The organism is Mesorhizobium sp. WSM4935, from assembly GCF_029625735.1.
In the GTDB taxonomy this organism is placed as follows: Bacteria; Pseudomonadota; Alphaproteobacteria; order Rhizobiales; family Rhizobiaceae; genus Mesorhizobium.
The window spans coordinates 186,480-210,122 of the sequence record NZ_JARTVR010000008.1 but is presented as its reverse complement, the minus strand read 5'-3'; the positions used below and the strand labels follow the sequence as shown (position 1 = coordinate 210,122).

The 23,643-nt window shown below is 63.7% G+C and carries 24 protein-coding genes and 1 pseudogene; 20 read left to right on the top strand and 5 right to left on the bottom strand.

Translation table 11 applies throughout. The features are described 5' to 3' along the window. Position 1: 1 nt before the first annotated feature. From P9273_RS19855 to P9273_RS19820, 8 genes and pseudogenes are all read left to right on the top strand, one after another. Entirely contained in the window at positions 2-238 is a 237-nt protein-coding gene (locus P9273_RS19855) for a hypothetical protein (RefSeq protein ID WP_278050413.1), read from the top strand. A 239-nt stretch (positions 239-477) separates the two neighbouring features. Beyond that, positions 478-2,139, top strand: a complete 1,662-nt coding sequence (locus tag P9273_RS19850) for an ABC transporter substrate-binding protein (RefSeq protein ID WP_278050412.1) — start codon at positions 478-480, stop codon at positions 2,137-2,139. A 118-nt stretch (positions 2,140-2,257) separates the two neighbouring features. Further along, a complete protein-coding gene (locus P9273_RS19845) occupies positions 2,258-2,467 on the top strand; it encodes a hypothetical protein (RefSeq protein WP_278050411.1) in 210 nt (69 codons plus the stop codon). Between the two features lie 12 nt (positions 2,468-2,479). Further along, on the top strand, positions 2,480-3,433 hold the full coding sequence (locus tag P9273_RS19840) for an ABC transporter permease (RefSeq protein WP_278050461.1): 954 nt from the start codon (positions 2,480-2,482) through the stop codon (positions 3,431-3,433). Then, positions 3,430-4,311 carry an ABC transporter permease gene (locus P9273_RS19835; RefSeq protein ID WP_278050410.1) on the top strand — a complete coding sequence of 294 codons (882 nt, stop codon included), beginning with the start codon at positions 3,430-3,432 and terminating at the stop codon, positions 4,309-4,311. The genes P9273_RS19840 and P9273_RS19835 overlap by 4 nt, the downstream gene beginning before the upstream one ends. Beyond that, entirely contained in the window at positions 4,304-6,337 is a 2,034-nt protein-coding gene (locus tag P9273_RS19830; RefSeq protein WP_278050409.1) for an ABC transporter ATP-binding protein, read from the top strand. The genes P9273_RS19835 and P9273_RS19830 overlap by 8 nt, the downstream gene beginning before the upstream one ends. Positions 6,338-6,520: 183 nt before the next feature. Continuing rightward, positions 6,521-6,781 (top strand): annotated as a pseudogene (locus P9273_RS19825) (DUF427 domain-containing protein); the annotation flags it as partial. A gap of 87 nt (positions 6,782-6,868) precedes the next feature. Then, positions 6,869-7,633, top strand: a complete 765-nt coding sequence (locus P9273_RS19820) for an SDR family oxidoreductase (RefSeq protein ID WP_278050407.1) — start codon at positions 6,869-6,871, stop codon at positions 7,631-7,633. 75 nt (positions 7,634-7,708) lie between these two features. Here P9273_RS19820 and P9273_RS19815 read toward each other — a convergent pair whose 3' ends face one another. Then, on the bottom strand, positions 7,709-9,067 hold the full coding sequence (locus tag P9273_RS19815) for an NAD(P)-binding domain-containing protein (RefSeq protein WP_040998031.1): 1,359 nt from the start codon (positions 9,065-9,067) through the stop codon (positions 7,709-7,711). Positions 9,068-9,384: 317 nt separating this feature from the next. Here P9273_RS19815 and P9273_RS19810 point away from each other — a divergent pair, with 317 nt between their 5' ends. After that, on the top strand, positions 9,385-10,107 hold the full coding sequence (locus tag P9273_RS19810; protein ID WP_040998033.1) for a helix-turn-helix domain-containing protein: 723 nt from the start codon (positions 9,385-9,387) through the stop codon (positions 10,105-10,107). A gap of 358 nt (positions 10,108-10,465) precedes the next feature. Here the strand turns inward: P9273_RS19810 and P9273_RS19805 are convergent, their stop codons facing one another. The 4 genes from P9273_RS19805 to P9273_RS19790 all read right to left on the bottom strand — a co-directional run bounded on the left by P9273_RS19805 (position 10,466) and on the right by P9273_RS19790 (position 14,306). Then, a complete protein-coding gene (locus P9273_RS19805; RefSeq protein WP_278050406.1) occupies positions 10,466-11,506 on the bottom strand; it encodes a heme-dependent oxidative N-demethylase family protein in 1,041 nt (346 codons plus the stop codon). Between the two features lie 9 nt (positions 11,507-11,515). Further along, positions 11,516-12,481, bottom strand: coding sequence for a PDR/VanB family oxidoreductase (locus P9273_RS19800; protein ID WP_278050405.1), 966 nt, complete (start codon positions 12,479-12,481; stop codon positions 11,516-11,518). Further along, a complete protein-coding gene (locus P9273_RS19795; RefSeq protein ID WP_278050404.1) occupies positions 12,478-13,074 on the bottom strand; it encodes a dimethylamine monooxygenase subunit DmmA family protein in 597 nt (198 codons plus the stop codon). Before P9273_RS19795 ends, P9273_RS19800 begins: the two co-directional genes overlap by 4 nt. Positions 13,075-13,172: 98 nt before the next feature. Continuing rightward, on the bottom strand, positions 13,173-14,306 hold the full coding sequence (locus P9273_RS19790) for an aminomethyltransferase family protein (protein ID WP_278050403.1): 1,134 nt from the start codon (positions 14,304-14,306) through the stop codon (positions 13,173-13,175). A 281-nt stretch (positions 14,307-14,587) separates the two neighbouring features. On the opposite strand from P9273_RS19790, the gene P9273_RS19785 reads away from it, so the two are divergent. From P9273_RS19785 to P9273_RS19735, 11 genes are all read left to right on the top strand, one after another. Next, complete coding sequence (locus tag P9273_RS19785; RefSeq protein WP_040998042.1) at positions 14,588-14,875, top strand: hypothetical protein; 288 nt, start codon at positions 14,588-14,590, stop codon at positions 14,873-14,875. 11 nt (positions 14,876-14,886) lie between these two features. Next, a complete protein-coding gene (locus P9273_RS19780; protein WP_040998044.1) occupies positions 14,887-15,264 on the top strand; it encodes a hypothetical protein in 378 nt (125 codons plus the stop codon). A gap of 35 nt (positions 15,265-15,299) precedes the next feature. Further along, entirely contained in the window at positions 15,300-15,461 is a 162-nt protein-coding gene (locus tag P9273_RS19775; RefSeq protein WP_040990881.1) for a hypothetical protein, read from the top strand. Positions 15,462-15,473: 12 nt separating this feature from the next. Continuing rightward, a complete protein-coding gene (locus P9273_RS19770; protein ID WP_040998046.1) occupies positions 15,474-16,877 on the top strand; it encodes an APC family permease in 1,404 nt (467 codons plus the stop codon). A 46-nt stretch (positions 16,878-16,923) separates the two neighbouring features. Beyond that, positions 16,924-17,613, top strand: a complete 690-nt coding sequence (locus P9273_RS19765; protein WP_278050402.1) for a hypothetical protein — start codon at positions 16,924-16,926, stop codon at positions 17,611-17,613. Next, on the top strand, positions 17,610-17,939 hold the full coding sequence (locus P9273_RS19760; RefSeq protein WP_278050401.1) for a hypothetical protein: 330 nt from the start codon (positions 17,610-17,612) through the stop codon (positions 17,937-17,939). Before P9273_RS19765 ends, P9273_RS19760 begins: the two co-directional genes overlap by 4 nt. Before the next feature lie 85 nt (positions 17,940-18,024). Continuing rightward, positions 18,025-18,921: a class II glutamine amidotransferase gene (locus tag P9273_RS19755; protein WP_201414080.1), complete on the top strand. Its 897-nt coding sequence runs from the start codon at positions 18,025-18,027 to the stop codon at positions 18,919-18,921. A gap of 4 nt (positions 18,922-18,925) precedes the next feature. After that, complete coding sequence (locus P9273_RS19750; RefSeq protein WP_040998053.1) at positions 18,926-19,672, top strand: GXGXG domain-containing protein; 747 nt, start codon at positions 18,926-18,928, stop codon at positions 19,670-19,672. A 6-nt stretch (positions 19,673-19,678) separates the two neighbouring features. Beyond that, positions 19,679-21,007, top strand: a complete 1,329-nt coding sequence (locus P9273_RS19745) for an FMN-binding glutamate synthase family protein (protein ID WP_112126011.1) — start codon at positions 19,679-19,681, stop codon at positions 21,005-21,007. A 36-nt stretch (positions 21,008-21,043) separates the two neighbouring features. After that, positions 21,044-22,351, top strand: coding sequence for a type III glutamate--ammonia ligase (gene glnT / locus P9273_RS19740; protein WP_278050400.1), 1,308 nt, complete (start codon positions 21,044-21,046; stop codon positions 22,349-22,351). A 35-nt stretch (positions 22,352-22,386) separates the two neighbouring features. Continuing rightward, positions 22,387-23,640, top strand: coding sequence for a sarcosine oxidase subunit beta family protein (locus P9273_RS19735; protein WP_278050399.1), 1,254 nt, complete (start codon positions 22,387-22,389; stop codon positions 23,638-23,640). Positions 23,641-23,643: the final 3 nt, after the last annotated feature.

Genomic DNA, 23,643 nt, shown 5'->3' with positions numbered 1-23,643 from the left:
CATGAAGATCAGGCGCGTCAAGGCAACCCCGATCAACTACAGGCTGGAAGCGCCCTATTGGTGGGTATTCGGCGGGCTCGACGGCTTCTCGCCGACCATCGTGGAGGTCGAGACCGAGGACGGGCTTGTCGGCATCGGCGAGGCACCGACGCCAGACGCCGCCGTCATCATGGCCCCCTGCAACAAATATCACGACTCGGAAAGGCCCGGGACCTACCGCAGGCTGCCGCTGAATTAGGAGGATGTCGAAAAGCTAGCAGGACTTATGGAGAAAAAGGCGGCCGCTGGTCGCATGACCGACAGACAATTCATCAAGAAAATCTGACTTTTCCGTCCCAACGAACGGATGGACCGGTCGGAAGCGCATGCTACTGTACATCGACCGATATTGATGGGTTCCGGGAACAGGAGAACGCCACGGAACTCGCAAATTGAGTGCACTCGCCAACCACAACAACTGGGGAAAGGCTTAGAGCCATGAGCAAGAACTACCGCATTCTCGATCTGCTGCGGCGCGGCCGCACGCCACTCGAAAACCACCTGATCGACGGTCTGATCGATGGCCGCATCAGCCGCCGCGAATTCGTGCGCCATGGCAGCCTGCTCGGCCTGTCGCTGCCGCTGCTCGGCCGCATCGGCATGGCGGCCGGCTTCGGCGCGGCACCCTCGCTCGCGCGCGCCGGCGCGCCCGGCGCCACCATCCGCGTCGGAAGCAGCGTGCCGGCAGCGGCGATCGACCCCGTCACCATCGCCGACGCCGGCGGCCTGCTCGTCATGCAGCAGGTGGCCGAGTTCCTTTGCGTCGACGGTCCGGACCTGGTTTTGAGGCCGGCGCTTGCGGAAAGCTGGTCGCCCAACACCGACGGCACGGTGTGGACCTTCAAGCTCCGCAAGGGCGTGAAATTCCACTCGGGCGGCGAGATGAAGGCCGACGACGTAGTGGCCAGCATTGACCGGCTCGCCGATCCGGCCAACTCGTCCAACGCGCTGTCGGTGTTCAGCGGCATCCTGCAGAAGGGCGCGACCAAGAAGGTGGACGACTACACCGTCGAGTTCCACCTCGACGCGCCGAACGGCAACTTCCCCTACATGGTCTCGTCCGACAATTACAACGCCGTGATCATCCCGGCGAGCTACAAAGGCGGCTACGAACAGAGCTTCGACGGCACCGGACCGTTCAAGATCGAGAAGTACACGCCCAAGGTCGGCGCCTCCTTCGTGCGCAATGACGATTACTGGGGCGAGAAGGCCCTGCCGGATCGCACGGAATTCACCTTCTTCACCGACATCCAGCCGCAAATCCTGGCGCTGCAGGGTGGCCAGATCGACATCATCAACCAGATGCCGGTGCTGGCGGGCGTCGCCGTCCTCAACGACCCGAATGTCGAGGTCATCAGCCTGAAGTCGTCGGCGCATCAGCAGCTGCATATGCACTGCGACGAGGGCCCGACGAAGGACGCCCGCGTGCGCCGCGCCATCGCGCTCTGCCTCGACCGCGAGAAACTCGCCGCCGGCCTGATGAAGGGACGCGCGGTGCTTGGCAATGACAGCCCGTTCGCCGCCGTCTACCCCTCGACCGACACCAGCGTGCCGCAGCGCAAGCAGGATATCGCGCAGGCCAAGCAGCTGATGGAAGCGGCCGGCGCCGGCAAGGGCTTCAAGATGACGCTGACCACCGAGCGTTATCTGGAAATCCCGGAATACGCGCAGCTCATCCAGAACTGGGTCAAGGAAATCGGCATCGAGCTCGAGCTCAACATCCTCGACCAGAGCGCCTATTACGGCGATGCGGTGTTCGGCAAGTCGAACTGGCTGGATTCGGCGATGGGCATCACCGACTACGGCCATCGCGGCGTGCCCAACGTCTATCTCGCCGCACCCTTGAAGAGCGACGGCACCTGGAATGCCGCCCACTTCAAGAACAAGGACTATGACCAGATGGCGGCGAGCTATATCGCGGCCCTCGACCTCGAGGCGCAGAAGGCCACCGCCGGCAAGATCCAGAAGCTGCTGCTCGAGGAAACGCCGGTGATCTTCGGCTATTTCTACGACTATCTGACGGCAACGGCAAAGGGCGTAACGGGCGTGCAGCCCACGGCCATGTCACAGCTGTTCCTCGAGAAAGCGTCGAAAGGCTGAGGATGAGGCAAGCATAGATCCCGCATCGCCAGCCTCGAAAGGGCTGGCGCTTGCCGGCGAGACTGCGGGCAGGACGCCACGCGCCCTGCCCGCGATCGTTGCAACGGGAATGCGTCGCATGGGAACCGCAACCCTGCTCACCACCATGCATTGGGGTACGCACCAGATCCGCGCCGAGAACGGCCGGCTCGTCGGCGTCGCGCCGTGGACCGGCGATCCCGACACGTCGCCGATGGGCCCTCTTGCGCCCGTGACAGCCTTCGATCCGCCTGCCACTATTGATTTGTCCGACGCGTCCCGTCTGCCGGGACGCAAGGATCTTTCATAAGGAGACGATGCCATTCTAGCTTTCCTCGTCCGGCGCCTGGCACTGTCGCTCGTCACGCTGTTCTTGCTGAGCGTCATGGTATTCCTCGGCGGCCAGGTGCTGCCGGGCAATGTCGGGCGGGCCATATTGGGGCCGTTCGCCGACCAGCGCGCGGTTGATGCGCTCAACCATTCGCTGGGCGTCGATCGGCCGCTGCTTGTCCAATACGGAAGCTGGATCTGGAATTTCCTCCATGGCGACATGGGCACGTCCTATGTCTTCCGCGCGCCGGTGGCGCCGTTCGTCATCGATGCCTTGGGCAACTCGATGAAGCTCGCCCTGGTCGCCTTCGTGCTGGTGGTGCCGATCGGCATCCTCGGCGGGGTGATCGCCGCGCTCAATTTCAACCGGCCGCTCGACCGCATCATCAGCCTTGGTGGTCTGTCGGTAACTGTGCTGCCAGAGTTCGTCACCGGCATCATCCTGATCCTAATCTTCGGGGTGTGGCTGCGCTGGCTGCCGATCGCGGCCGCCTGGCCGAAGGGCGCCGGCTTCTTCACCCAGCTCTACTACTTGACCCTGCCTTCGCTGCCGCTATTCCTGGTGCTGTTCGGCTATATCGCGCGCATGGCGCGCTCCGGCATGATCGAGGCGCTCGATTCCGACTATACGCGCACTGCGGTGCTCAAAGGCCTGCCGTGGCGCACGGTGATCTGGCGCCATGTGCTGCGCAACGCGCTGTTGCCGACCATTACGGTCATCGCGACCCAGACCGGCTATCTGATCGGCGGCCTGGTCGTCATCGAGACGCTGTTCCGCTACCAGGGTATCGGCTCGCTGATCTTCACCGCCGCGCGCGGCAAGGACTTCCCGATGCTCGAAGCCGGCATCCTCACCATCGGCATCGTCTATGCGGTGGCGACGTTGATCGCCGACTTCCTCTATTCCGTGCTCAATCCACGCATCCGGCTGGGGGCAGAGCAATGAGCGCCACCGACACCCCCGTCAGCCTGCCGACGCCCGACACCGCACAGCGCAGCCCCTGGGGCGAGGTGCTGCATTCTCTCTCCAGGTCCGGCACGTTCCTGACCGGGCTTGCCATCGTCGTCTTCTGGATCGTGTGCGCGCTGTTCGGCCAGCACTTCGTCCCCTACGATCCGCTGGCAAGCGACGTCATCAACGCGCTGACGCCGCCGGCGGCCGATCACTGGTTCGGCACCGACCAGCTCGGCCGCGACGTGTTCTCGCGCGTCATCGTCGGCTCGCGCGATATCCTGACGGTGGCGCCGCTGGCCACCATCCTTGCCACCATCGCCGGCACGGCGCTCGGCCTCGTCATCGGCTATTTCCGCGGCATCGTCGACGACATCGTCAGCCGCGTGCTCGAAGCCTTCATGGCGATCCCGGTGGTGATCATCGCGCTGCTCGCCATCGTCGCGCTCGGCACGTCCAAGATCACCGTCATCGTCGTCATCGGCCTGAGCTTCGCGCCGATCATCGCCCGCACGGTGCGCTCGGCGGTGCTGGCCGAACGCGAGCTCGACTATGTGGCGGCGGCAAAGCTGCGCCACGAAGGCGCGCTGCACACGATGTTCGTCGAGATCCTGCCCAACGTCATCCCGCCGATCCTGGTCGAGACGACGGTGCGGCTGGGCTATGCCATCTTCGCTGTGGCCACGCTCTCCTTCATGGGCTTCGGCATCCAGCCGCCCTCGCCCGACTGGGGCCTGTCGATCTCCTCCAATTACGGCATGATCGGCGGCGGCTTCTGGTGGACGGTGCTGTTCGATGCTTTAGCCATCGCCTCGCTGGTGATCGGCGTCAACCTGGTGGCTGACGGCGTGCATGGAGCGTTCAATGACTGACCCCAGGCAAGCAACCAACGCACTCGAACTGAAGGACCTTTCGGTCGCTTATCGCGTCGGCCGGCGCAACCGCGCGGTGCTGCGCAATGTCAACCTGACCATCAAAGCGGGCGAAGCCTACGGCCTGGTCGGTGAATCAGGCTGTGGCAAGTCGACAGTCGCGCTCTCGGTGGTGCGCTATTTGCCGCGCAACGGCTCGATCACCGGGGGCTCGATCGCGCTCGGCGGCAAGGATGTGATGAAACTCGACGCGGAAGCGCTCAGGCGCGCCCGCGCCGACAGCGTGTCGATGGTCTATCAGGACCCCGGCAAGGCGCTGAACCCGTCGCTGCGCATCGGCCGCCAGCTGACCGAGATTTTCGAGCTTGCCGGCATCACCGGACAGGCGGCGGAAGACAAGGCACTCGCGATGCTGAACCGGGTGCGCATCTCCGACCCGGCGAGCGTCATGCAGCGCTATCCGCATCAGCTCTCCGGCGGCATGCAGCAGCGGGTGGCTATCGCCATGGCTTTGGCCAACGACCCCTCGATGCTGATCCTCGACGAGCCGACTACCGGGCTCGATGCAACGGTCGAGGCCGAGGTGCTCGACCTGATCGGCCAGTTGCGGCGCGAGCTGTCGGCCTCGATCCTGTTCATCAGCCACAACCTCGCCGTCGTCGCCAACATGTGCGACCGCGTCGGCGTGCTCTATGCCGGCATGCTGGTCGAGGAGGGCTCGACCAGGGACGTCTTCAACGATCCGCGCCATCCCTACACGGTGGCGCTGCTGCGCTGCCTGCCGCGCGGCGGCCAGCGCAAGGACCAGGGCCGGCTCGACACAATCCCGGGCTTCCTGCCCGGCATCGGCGCCAATATCCTCGGCTGCGCCTTCGCCGATCGCTGCGCACTGGCCACCGAACGCTGCCGCGCGGAGCCGCCGCCGCTCTATGAGCTCGGCGACGGCCGCCTGTCGCGCTGCCACTATCACGACAAGGCGCAGTCTCTGCCGCGCGCCACGCCCGCCGAGATCGCGGCCGCCCAGCCGAAGCAGGCGCCGCCGGTGCTGCAGGTCGAAGGTCTCAACAAGACCTATGCCACCCACGGGCGTCCGCTGCGGGCGGTGAAGGATGTCTCGGTGAGTCTCAGGCCCGGCGAGACGCTCGGCCTTGTCGGCGAATCCGGCAGCGGCAAGACGACCTTTGCAAGGCTCCTGCTTGGCCTCGTCCCGCCCGACGATGGCGGCTCGATCGAGCTCGAAGGCAAGAAGCTCGCGCCGCGGCTGGCCAGCCGCACGGAAGACCAGGTCAAGGCAGTGCAGATCGTCTTCCAGAACCCGGACTCCGCGCTCAACCGCTCGCATTCGATCCGGCATATCCTGAGCCGCGCCCTGAAGCGGCTTGGCGGTCTCACCGGCAAGCCGCTGGACACGCGGCTCGAAGAGCTGGTCCGCTCGGTGCGGCTCACCGACCGGCACCTGGCGGTCAAGCCGCGCCAGCTCTCGGGCGGGCTGAAGCAGCGCGTGGCGATCGCGCGCGCCTTCGCCGGCGATCCGCGCATCGTGGTGTGCGACGAGCCTACCTCGGCGCTCGACGTCTCGGTCCAGGCGGCGATCCTCAACCTTCTGGCCGACCTGCAGTCGAGACAGGATGTCTCTTACATCTTCATCTCGCACGACCTTGGCGTGGTGCGCTATCTCTCCGACAAGATCGCCGTGCTCTATCTCGGCCGCATCATGGAGTTCGGACCCTCGGAAGCGGTGTTCTCCGGCCCGCACCATCCCTACACCGAAGCGCTGCTGTCGGCCGTGCCGAAGCTCGACCGGACGGAGAGCTCGCGCATCCGCCTCGACGGCGAGATCCCGAGCGCGGCCAATCCACCGACGGGCTGCGTCTTCCACACGCGCTGCCCGCGCAAGATCGGCGCCATCTGCGAGACGCAGGAGCCGGAACTCGCGGAGGCTCAGCCGGGACATACGATCCGCTGCCATATCCCCTATGACGAGCTGGCAAGGCTGCAGAGGCCGAAGACGTTGGAACCGGCGTGATCGCGGTCAGAACGCCGCAGCACCCGCCATGCTGAAAGCGCGGTCGCTCTCCGTGAAAGCCCGCTCGGTCGACAGGTTTCGAGCGAGCGTACGCAGTCCCGCAACGCAATGTCGAGGGCATCGGAAGAGGAAGGGCAGCGACAGGCCGAGCACGCTGCCATGGCACAGGAATTCGCACCGGCGGTCGCGGACACCAGGCTCGATATTCTCTCGCCCAGCCGCTACATCTCGCGCTGCCCCTATAAGGGCATCTCCAACTATTACCACGTGACGACGCCGAAGAAGCGGCACAAGAACCTTGTCTGGTACTATCCCGAGCCGGTGCATGAGGCCGAGCGCATCAAGGGGCTCGTGTGCTTCCATCATGAGCTGGTCGACAAGATCCTGGTCGACGGGGTGGAGATCCCCAAGGAAGCGACCGCGGCTTCGGACGGGTATTTCTGAGCTCGAGATGCGCCCGGCGCAGCCAGATCAGGCCGCTTGATCGAAGCGCCATTCAGCGCATACCTTCCCGCAATCAGGGAGGGTGCGATGGATCTTTTCAAACTGGACGGCGGCGTGGCGCTGGTGACGGGCGCCGGCAGCGGCATTGGACAGGCGATCGCGATCGGGCTTGCCGAGGCCGGCGCCGACGTCGCCTGTTTCGGCCATGCATCGAACGGCGGGCTTGAGCAGACTGCCGAGAGGATCAAGGCCCTTGGCCGCAAGGCGCTGGTGCTGACGGGGAGCGTGACGTCCGAGACCGACCTGGCCACGGCGATCGACCGCGTCGAGGCCGAGCTCGGCGCGCTGACCGTCGCCGTCAACAATGCCGGCATAGCCGGATCGGAAGCGGCCGAGACCATGCCGCTGGAAAAGTGGCGCAAGGTGCACGAGGTCAATGTCGCGGGTGTGTTCCTGTCCTGTCAGGCCGAGGCGCGCGTCATGCTTCGTCGACGCGCGGGCTCCATCATCAACATCGCCTCGATGTCGGGCACCATCGTCAACCGGGGGCTGACGCAGGCGCACTACAATTCCTCGAAAGCCGCCGTCATCCATATGTCGAAGAGCCTCGCCATGGAGTGGGCCGATCGCGGGTTGCGCGTCAATGTCGTCAGCCCGGGCTACACGCTGACGCCGATGAACAAGCGGCCGGAGGTCGCGGAGGAGATAAAGATCTTCAAGCGCGATACGCCGATGGGCCGCATGGCTGCGCCGGAGGAGATGGTCGGACCGGCCGTGTTCCTGGCCAGCCGCGCGTCGAGCTTCGTTACCGGCCTCGACCTGATCGTTGATGGCGGCTACGTGTGCTGGTAGACCGATGGGGCGTCCCGCGGGACACCCCACAGGTTGTCGATTTAACGACGGGAACGTTGGCGAGAGCCTGCCGTGCTACTCGGCCGCCACCCCCTTCACCTCGAGATAGCTCTCCATCGAATCGTCCAACGCCTGCAGCCACGGGGTGTGATGCAACGGCGCCATGGTGCCCGTCATCAACGAGCGGTAGGCGTTGTCGCGGAAGGTCATGATGTTTTCCATCTTGTGGTGCTCCCACTCCATGAAGGTGCGGTTAACCGCCTCGACATCGAAGCCCGGATAGTCGGTCTGGTCCATCAGCTCCTTGGTGTAGTCGCCCTGGAACCAGATCATCTGTTCGGCGTCTTCCAGCGTCTCTTCGCGGGCACGCCACTTTGCGCTGTGCTCGGCCATCGCCTCGGCGGAGGGCAGCTTGATGCGGCCGAGCATCACGTCGCGCGCATACCAGGCCTGCGCGTCGAACATGTTGAAGGTGTAGAACTGGTCCTGCATGCCGATGTAGAAAAGCTTCGGGTTCTTCTCCCAGACGACGCCTTCATAAAGATCGAGCGGCCACATCCGGTTGGCGGTCTTGAGCTTGAGGTCGTCGGTGAGGAAGGGGAAGGAGTGCAGGTAGCCGGTGCACAGGATGATGGCGTCGACATCCTTGGTGGTGCCGTCCTTGAAATGCGCCGTCTTGCCGACGACTTTTTGCAGCAGCGGCACCTCTTTCCAGTTCTCTGGCCATTTGAAGCCCATCGGCTTGGAGCGGTAGCTGGAGGTGATCGATTTCGCGCCGTATTTGTAGCATTGCGAACCGATGTCCTCGGCCGAATAGGAGCGGCCGATGATCAATATGTCCTTGCCCTTGAATTCCATCGCGTCGCGGAAATCGTGGCTATGCAGGATGCGCCCGTTGAAGGTGGGGAAGCCTTCGAAGAAGGGCACGTTGGGCACCGAGAAATGGCCGGAGGCGACGACGACGTTGTCGAACTCCTCCGAATAGGTCACGTCGTTGGTGCGGTCATGCGCGGTGACGGTGAATTTCTTCGTCTCGTCGGAATAGGTCACCATGCGCACCGGGCTGTTGAAGCGCACCCATTCGCGCACGCCCGATTTCTCGACGCGGCCCTTGATGTAGTCCCACAGCACGGCGCGCGGCGGATAGGAAGCGATCGGCCGGCCGAAATGCTCCTCGAAGGTGTAGTCGGCGAATTCGAGGCATTCCTTCGGGCCGTTCGACCACAGATAGCGGTACATCGAGCCATGCACCGGGTCGCCATGCTCGTCGAGGCCGGTGCGCCATGTGTAATTCCACAGGCCGCCCCAGTCGCTCTGCTTCTCGAAGCAGACGATTTCGGGGATCTCGGCACCCTTGTCGGCTGCGGACTTGAAGGCCCTCAGCTGGGCCAGGCCCGACGGTCCGGCTCCAATGACGGCGACACGAGATTTCATTGCGGGCCTCCTCTTTTTGATTTCGACTTTTTTCTTGACGCAGTTCCGGGCGGAAAACCGTTCGACACTTTTCCTGGAATTGCTCTCACGAAACAAATTTCACTCACAGTGAGAGTAATTGCGTCTTCGGTGCTGTCAACAAACATCTGCGGCAACGGCGTTGCCCCAAACGAGTTTTCCGCGAAAAGAGCTGGCGCCGGTTCATGCTGGCGAAACGCCGCTGCGACATCCGGCGGCTTGCCGTCGTGGTTGCGCTTTCATATCTCCACCCAATATGTTCACCTTGAGTGAAATAAATCTGTGGATTCGGGGGCGACATGGCGAACAAGACATCTGCTGCAAGGCCAGCCGGCGCGGCCGCCAAGGGCAAGGCGCGGCCGAAGCGCGTTTCGGCCGACGGCCGCACGATCCGCACGCCGCTGACGCAAAACCCGCACGCCATCCGCGACACGCGCGAGAAAGTGCTCGAAGTGGCGATCGGCCATGAGGTGCGGGCCTTCCGCAAGAAGCTCGGCATCACCGTCGCCGATCTCGCCGCGGCCACCGACATTTCGCTCGGCATGCTGTCGAAGATCGAGAACGGCATCACCTCGCCGTCGCTGACGACGCTGCAGGCGCTATCGCGGGCGCTGGGCGTTCCGGTGACCGCCTTCTTCCGGCGTTTTGAGGAAGAGCACAGCGCCGTCTTCGTCAAGGCCGGCGAAGGCGTCGATGTCGAGCGGCGCGGCACGCGCGCCGGCCACCAGTACAATCTGCTCGGCCATATCGGCGCCAACACCAGCGGCGTAGTCGTCGAACCGTACCTCATCACGCTGACCGAGAATTCGGACGTCTTCCCGACCTTCCAGCATGCGGGCATGGAGTTCCTCTACATGCTCGAGGGCGAGGTCGTTTACCGCCACGGCAACAATCTCTATCCGATGAAGCCGGGCGACAGCCTGTTCTTCGACGCCGACGCGCCGCACGGACCGGAAGAGCTGACGCAACTGCCGATGCGGTATCTGTCGATCATTTGCTATCCGCAAAACAGCGCTGGGTGATCCGTCAAGCTCTCTTCCTCTCCCTCCGGAGGGGGGAGAGGTGGCGCTGCGAAGCAGCGAGGGAGTGGGGGAAGGCGGTCCTCAAACGCGAAGGTGCTGACAAGTGGGCACCACCGAGCGGGCCTGAAATCTTGGCAGGCAGGTAATAATCGGAGGCATCGCCTAGATGTGAACCAACGACCGCCAAGCTAGGTCGACCCCCACTCCGTCGAGCTTCGCTCGACGCCTCTCCCCCGATCGACGGGGGAGAGGAAGGACGCGAAACTGTCCCGCCAGGCTCCTTTCGTCCTCCCCGCATAGGGGTTGCCCTTGGCGAAACGAGGAATCTCACGAAGAAGGCGCTTGCGGAAGTACAAGTTCAATCCGGGCCAAATCCCGGGCTGGTCGGGCTGCCGTCATCCAGCTTGGACAGCCACTCGACCAGTGTCGGACGATACCGCGTCAGACCCTTATAGGTGGCGAGCTCTTCCGGCAGGTCACGGATGACGCGATGCAGGCGGCGCGCCCATTTGGGCTGCGTGACCAGCTCGTCCATCTTGATCAGGTAGCAGCGGATCGGGAAGACGATGGCGTTGGAGCGCGGCAGCCGCCAGAAGCTTTGCAGCTCGACGCGCAGATGCACCTTCTGGCCAACATTGTCGGGCGTGACCGTGGCGCGGTCCGGGCCCCATTTGTGATAATTCTCGGGGCTGGTGTCGAGGCGCGGATTGATGGTCATCGTCCAGTTGAGGCGCCTGGCCGGCTTGCCCTGCTGGATGTTGGTGAGGAATTTCAGCGCCCGCGTGAAGATGCCCTTCTCATGCGCCAGCGGCACCGGCGCGTGCCATTCGAAGAAGTTCATGCCGATGTCGAAGTCGAGCGACCAGTCGGCCTGGGTCGTGACCATGCCGGCATCCATCCACAGATTGCCGTCGCGCTGGTCGAGGATGCAGAAATCGCCCTGGCTCTGGCGGGTTATGTATTCCATCGGACCATACGGCAACGTCGAGGTGTCGCCGAAGGTGAAGGTGTCGTCGATGCCGAGCGGCCGGTTGATCCAGCGCCAGCGATCGCCGTTCCGCTCCAACGTGAAATGCTCGGGATAGCCGAGCGCCTGCTGCTCCATCAGGAGTTCTAGCAGGTCCCAGCCCGCGAGCGTCATATGCGGCAGCGACTGGCAGCGCAGCGGATCCTCGGCCAGCACCAGGGCGCGGTCTTCCATCTCCGAAACATAGTGCTCGTCCACGTCGATCAGATTCTCAAGCACGCTGCCCTTCGGGCCGACGACATGCGGCTCGATGTTGACCGCATACATGTAGCTGTCTTCGTTGAACGGGAAGGGAAAGCGCCGGATGTGCTCCGGGCTGTTCCTGAAGGTGTAGTCGTCGCGGAAGGTTTCCTTGCGAAAGGTGATGCCCATTGACGCCTCCTATCTTTCCAGGATCAGCGACTTGCCCTCGAAGCGCGAGACGCAAGGCATGATCTTGCAGCCGGATTTGTGATCTTCGTCGCTCAGCCAGTGGTCGTTGTGGATGAACTTGCCTTCGTAGGAGATCACATTGGTCTCGCACTGGCCGCAGACGCCGCCGCGGCAGAGGTAAGGCGGGTCGACGCCGGCGGCTTCCATGGCCTCGAGCAGACTCTGCTGCCCGCCGACGCGGATCGTCTTGCCGCTGACGGCCAACTCGACGTCGAACGGCGCGCCGGGCTGCGGCGCCGCGAAATGTTCGAAATGCACGGTTTCGGGCGGCCAGCCGAGGCTTGCCGCGCGATCGCGCACCCAGTTGATCATGCCGGCCGGGCCGCAGACATAGAGATGCGTGCCGAGCGGCTGCGAAGACAGAAGCCGATCAAGATCGATGCGCTCCTCGCGGTCGTCGTGATAGAGCCTGACCCGGTTGCCGCAGCGCTGCTGCAAGACATCGGCATAGGTGCCGAGCGAAGCCGTGCGGCAGGTGTAATGCAATTCGAAATTGCCGCCGGTGCCCGCCAGCTGCGACGTCTGCGCCATGAAGGGCGTGATGCCGATGCCGCCCGCCAGCATCAGGTGCTTCTTCGCCCTGAGGTCGAGGGAGAACAGATTGACCGGATAGCTGATCACCATCTCCAGGCCGGGCTTGACCTGCCGGTGCATGAACAGCGAGCCGCCGCGGCCGGCATCGTCGCGCCTGATCGAAATCGTGTATTCGCGCGTGTCAAGCGGCGAGCCCATCAGCGAATAGGGATTGAGCCTGGTGCGGTCGCCGTCACGCATTTCGACCACGACATGGGCGCCGCCGGAAAAGGTCGGCAGCAGTCCGCCGTCGCGGCGCCGGAAGTGGAAACGTGTGACGAGCTCGTTGACGGGGACGACGTCGCTGACGACGACGTCGAGCTTGGTGGTGCCGGTGCTCATCGGAAGATCTCCTCCATCGGAGGAATCTCGGAGCGATCCTCAGCGTTTATACAGACACCCTGGAAGGCGGCCAGCCGGCGCGAATAGTGATCGCGCACCAGAAGCAGCAGGCCGCAATGCGAGCAGAGCGCCGGCTGCGTCGTCACGTTCTCGGTGATGCCCTTGCAGTGCACGCATTGCATGCGCCGCGCCAGCGAGCCGCGATGCTCGGTCTGCATGGAGGTGTGGTCGATGCCGGCTTCGAGCGCGGCCTGCATCGCCTGGCCGATCAGGCCTTCGGTGCCGGCAAGATAGAGGCGCAACCCCATACGGGCGTTGGTCAGCGTTTGTCTCAGCCGCGGCAAGAGACTCGCGAAGGACGGCGCGATGTGGAGCTGTGCCGGCTTCAACGCTTCGAGGGCGGCGATGTGCTTGCCCTCTGGCCCCGGAATGTAGACGATCTCGGCGCCGTCGAAAAAGCCGGACGGCGCCTTGCCGGCCATGTCGGTTATCGCCAGCGCGCCTTCGGCATCGGCGATGAAAAGATGATGCTTGCCGGGCTGTGGAGACAAGGTTCCGTAAATGGGCCGGCTGATGATCGTCTTGGCTGCCATTCTCTCTTAGATCAGTTGGAGCGTGATCTTTTCTGAAAACCGATTCCCACTTTCGGGATCATGCTCTAGTGCCTCGAAACCCTCCCCGTGATGATGCCTCAGCCCTTTGCCGTGCGCTTGGTCTTCTTCGGGTCGTCGAAGGGCAGCGGCTGCGCCGTCGCGTTGATGGAACCGCTCCTGTTGCGGATCTCGAGCTTGGTGTCCTTGACGGCGCAATCGACATCGAGACGGGCGATGCCCATCGATTTCTCGACCAGTGGCGAATACATTGCGCAGGTCACCACGCCGACCTTTTTGCCGTCGCGGTAGACGGGCGCACCCTCGTCCGCCGGCTCCTTGCCGTCGAGCAGCACACCAAAGATCTTGAAGCGCTCCTTGCCCTTCAGCCGATAATGCTCCTCGGCGCCGCGGAAGCCGGTCTTGCCGGGGCTGACGGTGAAATCGAGGCCGAGCTCCCACAATGTGTCGCCGGGGCCTTCGTTCTCGAACGGATATTTTTGGGAATTGTCGTAAGGGTAGAAGAGCAGGTAGCTCTCGACGCGCAGCATATCGAGCGTGGTGAAACGGCAGGGAATGATGCCGGCGCTCTTGCCCTCCTCGAGAATCCTGTCCCAGATCGTGCCGGCATCCTGGCCGCGGCAGAAGATCTCGTAGCCGCGCTCGCCGGTGTAGCCGGTGCGCGAGATCATCACCGGGAAGCCGAAGAGCTGCGTCTGCATGTGATGGAAATAGTTGAGGTCGCGGATGCCCGGCACATGCTTGGCGAGATAGTCGACGGCGGCCGGGCCCTGCAGCGAAAGGTCATGCAGATTGTCGTCGAAGCGCAGCGAGACATCGCGGCCCATCGCCGCCCGCTGCAGTTCCTCGTGGCCGGTGCCGGAGCCGTGCACGACCATCCACGAGTTCGGGCTGATGCGGTAGAGGATGCAGTCGTCGGTGAATTTTCCGGCGTCGTTCAGCATGCAGGCATAGGCCGATTTGCCGGGATAGATCTTTTCCACGTCGCGCGTCGTGGCGAGATCGATCAGATGCGAGGCATGCGGACCAGTGATGTGGACCTTCTTCAGGCCGGACACATCCATCAGCCCGGCCTTGGTGCGGATCGCGATATATTCCTCGTTGGCATCCTTGTCGTAGGTCCAGGCGGTGCCCATGCCGCTCCAGTCCTCGAGCTTCGAGCCGAGCGCGCGATGGCGATCCGCCAAGGTCGAGAATCTCCAGGATGCCGTCATCCGATCGTCCTCCGTCATGTAAGTCGTTGCCGTTCCCTGCTCCTGCTTGCTGGCGGAGCTTGTGCGAATATTGACCGCAAACGGCGAAGCCCTGCAATCCCCTTGAAGCAAATAATTTCATTGTCAGGCAAATTTCTTGCCCGTGGACAAACGCTTTACGTGCGTAAATCCGGCTTGACAATTTGCGGAATCGGGCGGAATTTATGAAAAAAATTTCACTCTGTTGAAAGAGTGGACGCCCGGTCTGTTCGGGGCCGGACGTCGCCAGAAGGGGAAAAACGATGTCCGACCTGCAGCAGCGCATCGAGGCGCTGTACCGTTCCGACGTGCGCGGATCCGTGCTCCTGATCGTTTGCCTGTGGGCGACGATCCTCTTCGTCCTCCTGATGACCTGGGCTTACATCCCTCACAGCGGGATCAAGCTCGTGGTTGCGATCGCGGCCGCAGCGGTGCTGATCTTCAACACCGCCGCCATCCTCGCCATGCTCAACCACTACAAGGAAGACAAGGACTTCATCTACGGGCTCGACATCAAGAACGCCGACGCCGCCCGCAACCGTCAATCCTGAGGGGAGAAACCATGGCCCGCTATATCCCGCCGGAGCAGAACAAGGCCGGACAGATCCTCGACATCGCGGTGGTGGTGGTCGCCATCTTCGTGGCGCTGTGGCTGCCGTTGAAGCTCGGCCTCGCCGGAGCGGCGAAGTCGATCGATCCACTCGACGCCAAGACCTGGGACGCGCTTGGCCAGAACGCCACCATGGCCTCGATCTGGGAGAAGCTCGGCTACACGCCGGAGACGGCGCACGACATCATCCAGAACCGCTTCCATTACATCATCGACTGGCCGACGCTGATCATCATGGCGATCGTGCTGATCGCCTATTTCGTCTTCCTGTTCCGTGCCTCCGATAAGGAATATCGCGAGGTGATCAACGAGAAGTTCGACGACAAATAGACTTCGACGACGGCTAATAGTCCGGGGAAAACATCATGTGGATGGGACTGTCTTACGTTTGCTGGGGCATCTCGGTCGTGCTTGCGGCGTGGATGCTCTACGACTGGTTCAAGGTCGACACGACCTATTCCGAAGCCGTGCTGACATCCTCGCGCGAAGGCGAGCTTGAGGCCGTTTCCGAAAAACACCGGATCTGAGTGGGGACTGATATGACGGCCGCGGTTGAGACGGGACAAACGGTAATCCATGGCGACAGAGTCTCGCTGCTTCGGGTGCTCGGCCCTGCGCATGTGTGGGCGCTGGGCGTCGGCATCGTGCTGGTCGGCGAGTTCACCGGCTGGAATTTCTCCGCCGACAAGGGCGGCGCGCTCGCGGCGCTGATCGTCTGCTGGATCGTCGGGCTGCTCTACACCTCGGTCGCCATGATCGACTCGGAGGTGACGTCCACCGTCGCCGCGGCCGGCGGCCAATACGCGCAGGCAAAGCACATCGTCGGGCCGCTGATGGCCTTCAACGTCGCGCTGTTCCTGGTGTTTGCCTACACGATGCTCGAAGTGTCGGACGCGATCCTGCTCGGCGACACAATCGTCGCCAAGGCAGGCGTCGAAGGGCTGACGCATAATTCCTTCATCGCCGCCACCATCGTGGTGCTCGCCTGGCTCAACTATCGCGGCGTGCTGATGACGCTCAACGTCAATTTCGTCATCACCGCCATCGCCTATGTCTCGATCGTCATCCTGTTCTTTTCCGTCAGCCCGTGGACGCAAGGCGCGGTGCTGAAGCTGAACGAGCTGGTCACGCCCGGCAACGCGCTGCCTTATGGCTGGATCGGCGTCATTGCCGCCTTCCAGTTCGGTATCTGGTATTATCTCGGCATCGAGGGCACGACGCAGGCGGCCGAGGAAGTGCGCTCGCCGGCGCGCTCCCTGCCCTATGGCACCATGGCCGGCATGATCACGCTTTTGATCGCCGCCGCGATGACCTGGTATGTCTGCGCCTCGCTGATGCCGTGGGAATATCTCGGCATCACCTATTATCCGCTGTGGGACGCGGGCAAATTGACAGGTAGCCCGCTGCTCGAGAACCTGCTCTTCATCGCGACGCTGCTGGCGGCGCTTGCCTCGGCCAATGGCTGCATCAACGACGCGGCGCGCGCCTGGTTCTCGCTCGGCCGCGACCGCTACCTGCCGAGCTGGTTCTCGGCGGTGCATCCGAAATACCGCACGCCTTATCGCTCGATCCTGTTCCTGCTGCCGATCGCGCTGGCCTTCGCCTTCATCGCCGACCTTAACCAGGCGATCACCTTCTCGATCCTGTCGGGCGTGCTGCAATACACCTTCATGAGCATCAACATCATGATGTTTCGCAGGAAGTGGCCGCTGGGCACGATCCGCCGCGGCTACACGCATCCCTTCCATCCGCTGCCGGCAATCGTGCTCTTCTGCCTGTGCATGGTGACGTTCTTCGCCATCTTTCTCGGCTTCGGCTCGCAGCTGATCGCGATGACGGTGTTCTATTTCCTGATCTCGCTGTGGTTCCATTTCTACCGCTACAAATTCGTGCGGCGCGGCGACCAGTTCTCCATGCCGTGGCCGAAGCCGCAGGGTTATTGAGTGGAGTAAGGGCCCGCCTGTCGACGGCGGGCCGTGGCGTGTCGAAATGTCGGAACTGACGTCAGTATTGCTTGCCGGGGCGATCGCATTGGCTGTCGCCGCCCATATTGCCTGGCTGGCGCGCGCCGGCCGCGACAGGGCGAAGGCGGCCTTGGCCGCTGATACGGCGAGCGTCCGCAGTGTCGTTCCCGATGCCGCCGACATTTCCGACGGCACGGCCGGTGTCGTCACCTGGGCCGGTTCCTGGAACGGCCAGCGCGTCCAGCTGCGCACCATCGTCGACACGCTGGCGACACGAAAATTGCCGACGCGCTGGCTCAGCGTTTCGATCACCGAGCCGGTCGCGGTGCCGGGTGTCTTCGACATGATGATGCGGCCGAATTCGGCGACGACATTCTCCAATTTCGACCATCTGCCGCACACGCTGCCGAAGGTGCTCGGCTTTCCCGCCGACGCCGTGCTCAAGACCGACCGCAGAGGCGTCGCCTTCCCGCAGGACCTGATCGCCTCGCACACCGATATCTTTGCCGAAGGACGCGCCAAGGAATTGCTGATCACGCCGAAGGGCGTGCGCATCGTATGGCTGCTGGCCGAGGCTGAGCGCGCACGCTATGGCGTGTTCCGGCAGGCCGCGTTCGGCGATGCCGGGATCGATCCGGCCTTGATCGAACGGTTGCTCGAGGTGGCCTCGACGCTTCGCCAAGCCATCAACCGGCGCGAAAGGCAGGCGGCATGAGCGACGAAACCGCCACCCCGGCTCCAGTGAATCCTTATCTTGTGCTCGGCGCCGCGATCGTCTTGCCGGCAAGCGGCCATGTCATGCTCGGCGTGCCGGCGCGCGGCCTGCAGTTCCTTTTCTTCATGGTGATCCTTGGCTGGATAACCACCAAGCTGGCGCCCGCCGACGCCAGCTTCATCGGCCGCCATGCCGGCGGCTTCCTGATCTATGCCTTCTCGATCCTCGACGCCTACCGGATTGCGCGCATCCGCCATGCGATCTGGGTTCACAAGGCGCGCCCGGACAGCGATAGTGCCGACGGCGATGCGACGTCAAATATGTAACCACAGGAAAATTTCTTTCATACCAATTGAATTCGGCTCGCTCATTGGATACACCATCTGAGAGCCAAAAACGTCGGAGGCTGGGATGTGCGGAATCGTCGGACTTTTCTTGAAGGACAAGGCGCTGGAGCCGAAGCTCGGTGCCATGCTGTCGGAGATGCTGGTGTCGCTCAGCGACCGCGGACCGGACAGCGCCGGCATCGCCATCTATGGCGCGGCCACCGGCAATGAAGCCAAGATCACCGTGCAGTCGCCGAAGCCGGATCGCGATTTCCGCGGTCTCGACGCCGAACTCGCCAAGGCGATTGGCGCACCGGTCAGCGTCGCGGTCAAGTCCACGCATGCGGTGATCCGGACCACGCCGGACAAGGTCGACGCCGCGCGCGAGGCGCTGCAGACGCTCCGGCCCGACATCCGCATCATGGGCGCGGGCGAGGCAGTGGAGATCTACAAGGAAGTCGGCCTGCCCGAAGCCGTCGTCGAACGCTTCGGCGTGCGCGCGATGACCGGCACGCATGGCATCGGCCACACCCGCATGGCGACGGAATCGGCGGTGACGACGATGGGCGCGCATCCGTTTTCGACCGGCGCCGACCAGTGCCTGGTGCACAATGGCTCGCTCTCCAACCACAACAATGTGCGCCGCGAGCTGATCCGCGACGGCATGACCTTCGAGACCGAGAACGACACCGAAGTGGCGGCCGCCTATCTCTCCAACCGGATGGCGCATGGCAAGAATCTCGGCGAGGCGCTGGAAGGCACGCTCTCCGACCTCGACGGCTTCTTCACCTTCGTCGTCGGCACCAAGAACGGCTTCGGCGTGGTGCGCGACCCGATCGCCTGCAAACCCGCGGTCATGGCCGAGACCGACCAGTATGTCGCCTTCGGCTCCGAATATCGCGCGCTGACGAAGCTCCCCGGCATCGACAATGCGCGGGTCTGGGAACCCGAGCCCGCAACCGTTTATTTCTGGGAGCATTGAGCTGATGCCGGCAACTCCGATGTCGAAGGCCGAGCGCGAGCAAGGCCATGCCCACAGTCAGGCGTCACGCGTCTTCGACCTGTCCGAACATTCGCTGCGCGAATTGAACCAGGCGCTGCACAAGCTCACGCCCGGCTCGAACGAGACCGCCTGGGAAGTGCTCAATCCGAAGGGCAGCCATTCGGTCGCCGTCGGCGTCGACCAGCCGATCACCATCGATGTGCGCGGCAGCGTCGGCTATTACTGCGCCGGCATGAATGACGGCGCCGCGATCACCGTCCATGGCTCGGCCGGCCCCGGCGTCGGCGAGAACATGATGTCGGGCTCGATCGTCATCAAGGGCGACGCCAGCCAGTATGCGGGCGCCACAGGCCGCGGCGGCCTGCTGGTCATCGAGGGCAATGCTTCGTCGCGTTGCGGCATCTCGATGAAGGGCATTGACATCGTCGTGCACGGCAATATCGGCCACATGTCGGCCTTCATGGCGCAGTCCGGCAATCTCGTGGTGTTGGGCGACGCCGGCGACGCGCTGGGCGATTCCATCTACGAGGCGCGGCTCTTCGTGCGCGGCAAGGTCGAAAGCCTCGGCGCCGACTGCATCGCCAAGGAGATGCGGCCCGAGCATATCGAATTGCTGCAGGGCCTGCTCGACAAGGCCGGCGTCACCGGCGTCAAGGCCTCGGAGTTCAAGCGCTACGGCTCGGCCCGCAAGCTCTACAATTTCAACATCGATAACGCCGACGCGTATTGAGGCAAGATGACCTACCGCAACCCGCCGACGACGCCGCGCAAATCCGCGACCTTCGACGATTACACGCTTTCCGAAATCCGCCGCGCGGCCGCGACCGGCATCTATGACATCCGCGGCGCCGGCGCCAAGCGCAAGCTGCCGCATTTCGACGATCTCCTGTTCCTCGGCGCCTCGATCTCGCGGTATCCGCTCGAAGGCTATCGCGAGCGCTGCGACACCTCGGTGGTGCTCGGCTCGCGCCACGCCAGGAAGCCCATCGAGCTGAAGATCCCGATCACCATCGCCGGCATGAGCTTCGGTTCGCTCTCCGGCCCGGCCAAGGAAGCGCTCGGCCGCGGCGCCACGCTTTCCGGCACCTCGACAACGACCGGCGACGGCGGCATGACCGAGGAAGAGCGCGGCCATTCTAAAACGCTGGTCTATCAATACCTGCCCTCGCGCTACGGCATGAACCCGCGCGACTTGCGCCGCGCCGACGCTATCGAAGTGGTCGTCGGCCAGGGCGCCAAGCCGGGTGGCGGCGGCATGCTGCTCGGCCAGAAGATTTCCGACCGTGTGGCCGAGATGCGCACGCTGCCCAAGGGCATCGACCAGCGCTCGGCCTCGCGCCACCCCGACTGGACCGGGCCGGACGATCTCGAGATCAAGATCCTCGAGCTGCGCGAGATCACCGACTGGGAAAAGCCGATCTACGTCAAGGTCGGCGGGGCGCGACCCTATTACGACACCGCGCTCGCGGTGAAGGCCGGCGCCGACGTCGTCGTGGTCGACGGCATGCAGGGCGGCACGGCCGCGACCCAGGAAGTGTTCATCGAGAATGTCGGCCAGCCGACGCTTGCCTGCATCAGGCCGGCGGTGCAGGCGCTGCAGGACCTCGGCATGCACCGCAAGGTGCAGTTGATCGTCTCCGGCGGCATCCGCAACGGCGCCGATGTCGCCAAGGCGCTGGCGCTCGGCGTCGATGCCGTCTCGATTGGCACGGCCGCGCTTGTCGCGCTCGGCGACAACGATCCGCGCTGGGAGGCGGAGTATAATGCGCTCGGCACCACGGCCGGCGCCTATGACGACTGGCATGAGGGCCGCGACCCGGCCGGCATCACCACGCAGGACCCCGAATTGATGAAGCGGGTCGATCCGATCGCGGCCGGACGACGGCTGGCGAACTACCTCAAGGTGATGACGCTCGAAGCGCAAACAATTGCCCGCGCCTGCGGCAAGAACAGCCTGCACAACCTCGAGCCCGAGGATCTCGTCGCGCTCTCGATCGAAGCCGCCGCCATGGCCGGCGTGCCTTTGGCCGGCACCAACTGGATACCGGGGAAGAACGGCTTCTAAGACAAACTTCCAAGATCACATAAGCGAGGAACTATAATGGGGAACGATCTCGCCGCATTCGCCAAGGAGAACGGCGTCAAATATTTCATGATCTCCTACACCGACCTGTTCAGCGGCCAGCGCGCCAAGCTGGTGCCGGCGCAGGCGATCGCCGACATGCAGAAAGACGGTGCGGGCTTTGCCGGTTTCGCAACCTGGCTCGACCTCACGCCGGCGCATCCGGACATGCTGGCGGTGCCGGACCCGGAATCGGTCATCCAATTGCCGTGGAAGAAAGACGTCGCCTGGGTGGCGGCCAATTGCATCATGGACGACAAGGAGGTCGACCAGGCGCCGCGCAACACGCTGAAGCGGCTGATCGCTGAGGCGGCCCGCGACGGCATGCATGTCAAGACCGGCATCGAGGCCGAGTTCTTCCTGATCTCGCCGGACGGCACAGCCATTTCCGACCAATACGACACGGCGTCGAAGCCCTGCTACGACCAGCAGGCGGTGATGCGGCGTTACGACGTGATCGCAGAGATCTGCGACCACATGCTGGCGCTGGGCTGGGGCCCGTACCAGAACGACCATGAGGACGCCAACGGCCAGTTCGAGATGAACTGGTCCTTCGACCACGCGTTGGCGACCGCCGACAAGCACTCCTTCTTCAAGTTCATGGTCAAGTCGATCGCGGAGAAGCACGGCCTGCGCGCGACCTTCATGCCGAAGCCGTTCCAGGGCCTGACCGGCAATGGCTGCCATGCGCATATCTCGGTGTGGGACGAGACCGGCAAGACCAATGTGTTTGCCGACAACGCGATGGAGCTCGGCCTCTCGGCCAAGGGCAAGAACTTCCTCGGAGGCATCATGAAGCATGCCTCGGCGCTTGCCGCGATCACCAATCCGACGGTGAATTCCTACAAGCGCATCAATGCGCCGCGCACCATTTCGGGCGCGACCTGGGCGCCGAACACGGTGACCTGGACCGGCAACAACCGCACCCATATGGTGCGCGTGCCCGGCCCCGGCCGTTTCGAATTGCGCCTGCCCGACGGCGCCGCCAACCCCTATCTCCTGCAGGCGGTGATCATCGCCGCCGGCCTCGACGGCATCCGCTCCAAGGCAGATCCCGGCAAGCGCCACGACATCGACATGTACCAGTTCGGCCACACCGTGACCGACGCGCCGAAACTGCCGCTCAACCTGCTCGATGCGTTGCGCGAGTTCGACAATGACAAATCGCTCAAGGCGGCGCTGGGTGAGGAATTTTCGTCGGCATATCTAAAGCTGAAGCAGCAGGAATGGAATTCCTATGCGTCCCACTTCACGCAGTGGGAGCGCGACCACACGCTGGATATCTGATATCTCGGCGGTGCGAGCGACCTCGGAATGAACTGATGAAATACTCGATCTTCTCGCTCGCCCGCGCCGCCCTCTCCGGCCACAAGAACTGGCAGCCCACCTGGCGCGACGCAGCGCCGAAGGACCGCTACGACGTGGTGATCATCGGCGGCGGCGGCCACGGTCTCGCTACGGCCTGGTTCCTCGCCAGCGAGTTCGGCATCCGCAACGTCGCAGTGCTCGAAAAAGGCTGGATCGGCTCCGGCAATGCCGGCCGCAACACCACCATCATCCGCTCCAATTACGGCCTGCCCGGCAACACCGGCTTCTACGAATTGTCGATGAAGCTTTGGGAGCGAATGGAGCAGGACCTCAACTACAACGCGATGGTCAGCCAGCGCGGCGTGCTCAACCTCTATCACTCCGACGCGCAGCGCGATGCCTTCGCCCGGCGCGGCAACACCATGCGCATCAACGGCATCGACGCCGAGCTGCTCGACCAGGCCGCACTCAAGAAAATGCTGCCGTTCCTGAATTTCGACAATGCACGTTTTCCTGTGCAAGGCGGGCTGCTGCAGCGGCGCGGCGGCACGGCGCGGCACGACGCCGTCGTCTGGGGCTACGCGCATGCGGCGAGCGCGCTCGGCGTCGACATCATCCAGAATTGCGAAGTCACCGGTTTCACGCGCGACGCCAACGGCAAGGTGACCGGCGTCGAGACCTCGCGCGGCAAGATCGGCGCAGGCAAGGTCGGCATGGCGGTGGCGGGTTCTTCCTCGCGTGTCGCGGCGATGGCCGGCTTGCGCCTGCCGATCGAAAGCCATGTGCTGCAGGCCTTCGTCTCGGAGGCGATCAAGCCGCTCCTGCCCAATGTCATGACCTTCGGCGCCGGGCACTTCTATGTCAGCCAGTCCGACAAGGGCGGGCTGGTCTTCGGCGGCGATATCGACGGCTACAATTCCTACGCCCAACGCGGCAATCTGCCGGTGGTCGAGGATGTCTGCGAAGGCGGCATGGCGCTGATCCCGATGATCGGCCGGGTGCGGCTCTTACGCCAGTGGGGCGGCATCATGGACATGTCGATGGACGGCTCGCCGATCATCGACAAGAGCCCGGTCGACGGCCTCTATATCAATGCCGGCTGGTGCTATGGCGGCTTCAAGGCGACGCCGGGCTCGGGCTTCGTCTTTGCCCATCTCATCGCCCGCGATCAATCGCACAAGGAAGCCGCGCTCTTCCGCCTCGACCGGTTCCGGCGCGGTGCCATGATTGACGAGAAGGGCCAGGGCGCCCAACCGAACCTGCACTGAGGC

Bases quoted from the DNA above. Each gene is read 5' to 3' on its own strand.
- P9273_RS19820 (WP_278050407.1), top strand. From the start codon at position 6,869: ATGGATCTTTTCAAACTGGACGGCGGCGTGGCGCTGGTGACGGGCGCC.
- P9273_RS19760 (WP_278050401.1), top strand. From the start codon at position 17,610: ATGAGCGACGAAACCGCCACCCCGGCTCCAGTGAATCCTTATCTTGTG.
- P9273_RS19770 (WP_040998046.1), top strand. From the start codon at position 15,474: ATGACGGCCGCGGTTGAGACGGGACAAACGGTAATCCATGGCGACAGA.
- P9273_RS19850 (WP_278050412.1), top strand. From the start codon at position 478: ATGAGCAAGAACTACCGCATTCTCGATCTGCTGCGGCGCGGCCGCACG.
- P9273_RS19780 (WP_040998044.1), top strand. From the start codon at position 14,887: ATGGCCCGCTATATCCCGCCGGAGCAGAACAAGGCCGGACAGATCCTC.
- P9273_RS19830 (WP_278050409.1), top strand. From the start codon at position 4,304: ATGACTGACCCCAGGCAAGCAACCAACGCACTCGAACTGAAGGACCTT.
- P9273_RS19745 (WP_112126011.1), top strand. From the start codon at position 19,679: ATGACCTACCGCAACCCGCCGACGACGCCGCGCAAATCCGCGACCTTC.
- P9273_RS19750 (WP_040998053.1), top strand. From the start codon at position 18,926: ATGCCGGCAACTCCGATGTCGAAGGCCGAGCGCGAGCAAGGCCATGCC.
- P9273_RS19855 (WP_278050413.1), top strand. From the start codon at position 2: ATGAAGATCAGGCGCGTCAAGGCAACCCCGATCAACTACAGGCTGGAA.
- P9273_RS19845 (WP_278050411.1), top strand. From the start codon at position 2,258: ATGGGAACCGCAACCCTGCTCACCACCATGCATTGGGGTACGCACCAG.
- P9273_RS19805 (WP_278050406.1), bottom strand. From the start codon at position 11,506: ATGGGCATCACCTTTCGCAAGGAAACCTTCCGCGACGACTACACCTTC.
- P9273_RS19800 (WP_278050405.1), bottom strand. From the start codon at position 12,481: ATGAGCACCGGCACCACCAAGCTCGACGTCGTCGTCAGCGACGTCGTC.
- P9273_RS19765 (WP_278050402.1), top strand. From the start codon at position 16,924: ATGTCGGAACTGACGTCAGTATTGCTTGCCGGGGCGATCGCATTGGCT.
- P9273_RS19815 (WP_040998031.1), bottom strand. From the start codon at position 9,067: ATGAAATCTCGTGTCGCCGTCATTGGAGCCGGACCGTCGGGCCTGGCC.
- P9273_RS19835 (WP_278050410.1), top strand. From the start codon at position 3,430: ATGAGCGCCACCGACACCCCCGTCAGCCTGCCGACGCCCGACACCGCA.
- P9273_RS19785 (WP_040998042.1), top strand. From the start codon at position 14,588: ATGTCCGACCTGCAGCAGCGCATCGAGGCGCTGTACCGTTCCGACGTG.
- P9273_RS19735 (WP_278050399.1), top strand. From the start codon at position 22,387: ATGAAATACTCGATCTTCTCGCTCGCCCGCGCCGCCCTCTCCGGCCAC.
- P9273_RS19810 (WP_040998033.1), top strand. From the start codon at position 9,385: ATGGCGAACAAGACATCTGCTGCAAGGCCAGCCGGCGCGGCCGCCAAG.
- P9273_RS19775 (WP_040990881.1), top strand. From the start codon at position 15,300: ATGTGGATGGGACTGTCTTACGTTTGCTGGGGCATCTCGGTCGTGCTT.
- P9273_RS19755 (WP_201414080.1), top strand. From the start codon at position 18,025: ATGTGCGGAATCGTCGGACTTTTCTTGAAGGACAAGGCGCTGGAGCCG.
- glnT (WP_278050400.1), top strand. From the start codon at position 21,044: ATGGGGAACGATCTCGCCGCATTCGCCAAGGAGAACGGCGTCAAATAT.
- P9273_RS19790 (WP_278050403.1), bottom strand. From the start codon at position 14,306: ATGACGGCATCCTGGAGATTCTCGACCTTGGCGGATCGCCATCGCGCG.
- P9273_RS19795 (WP_278050404.1), bottom strand. From the start codon at position 13,074: ATGGCAGCCAAGACGATCATCAGCCGGCCCATTTACGGAACCTTGTCT.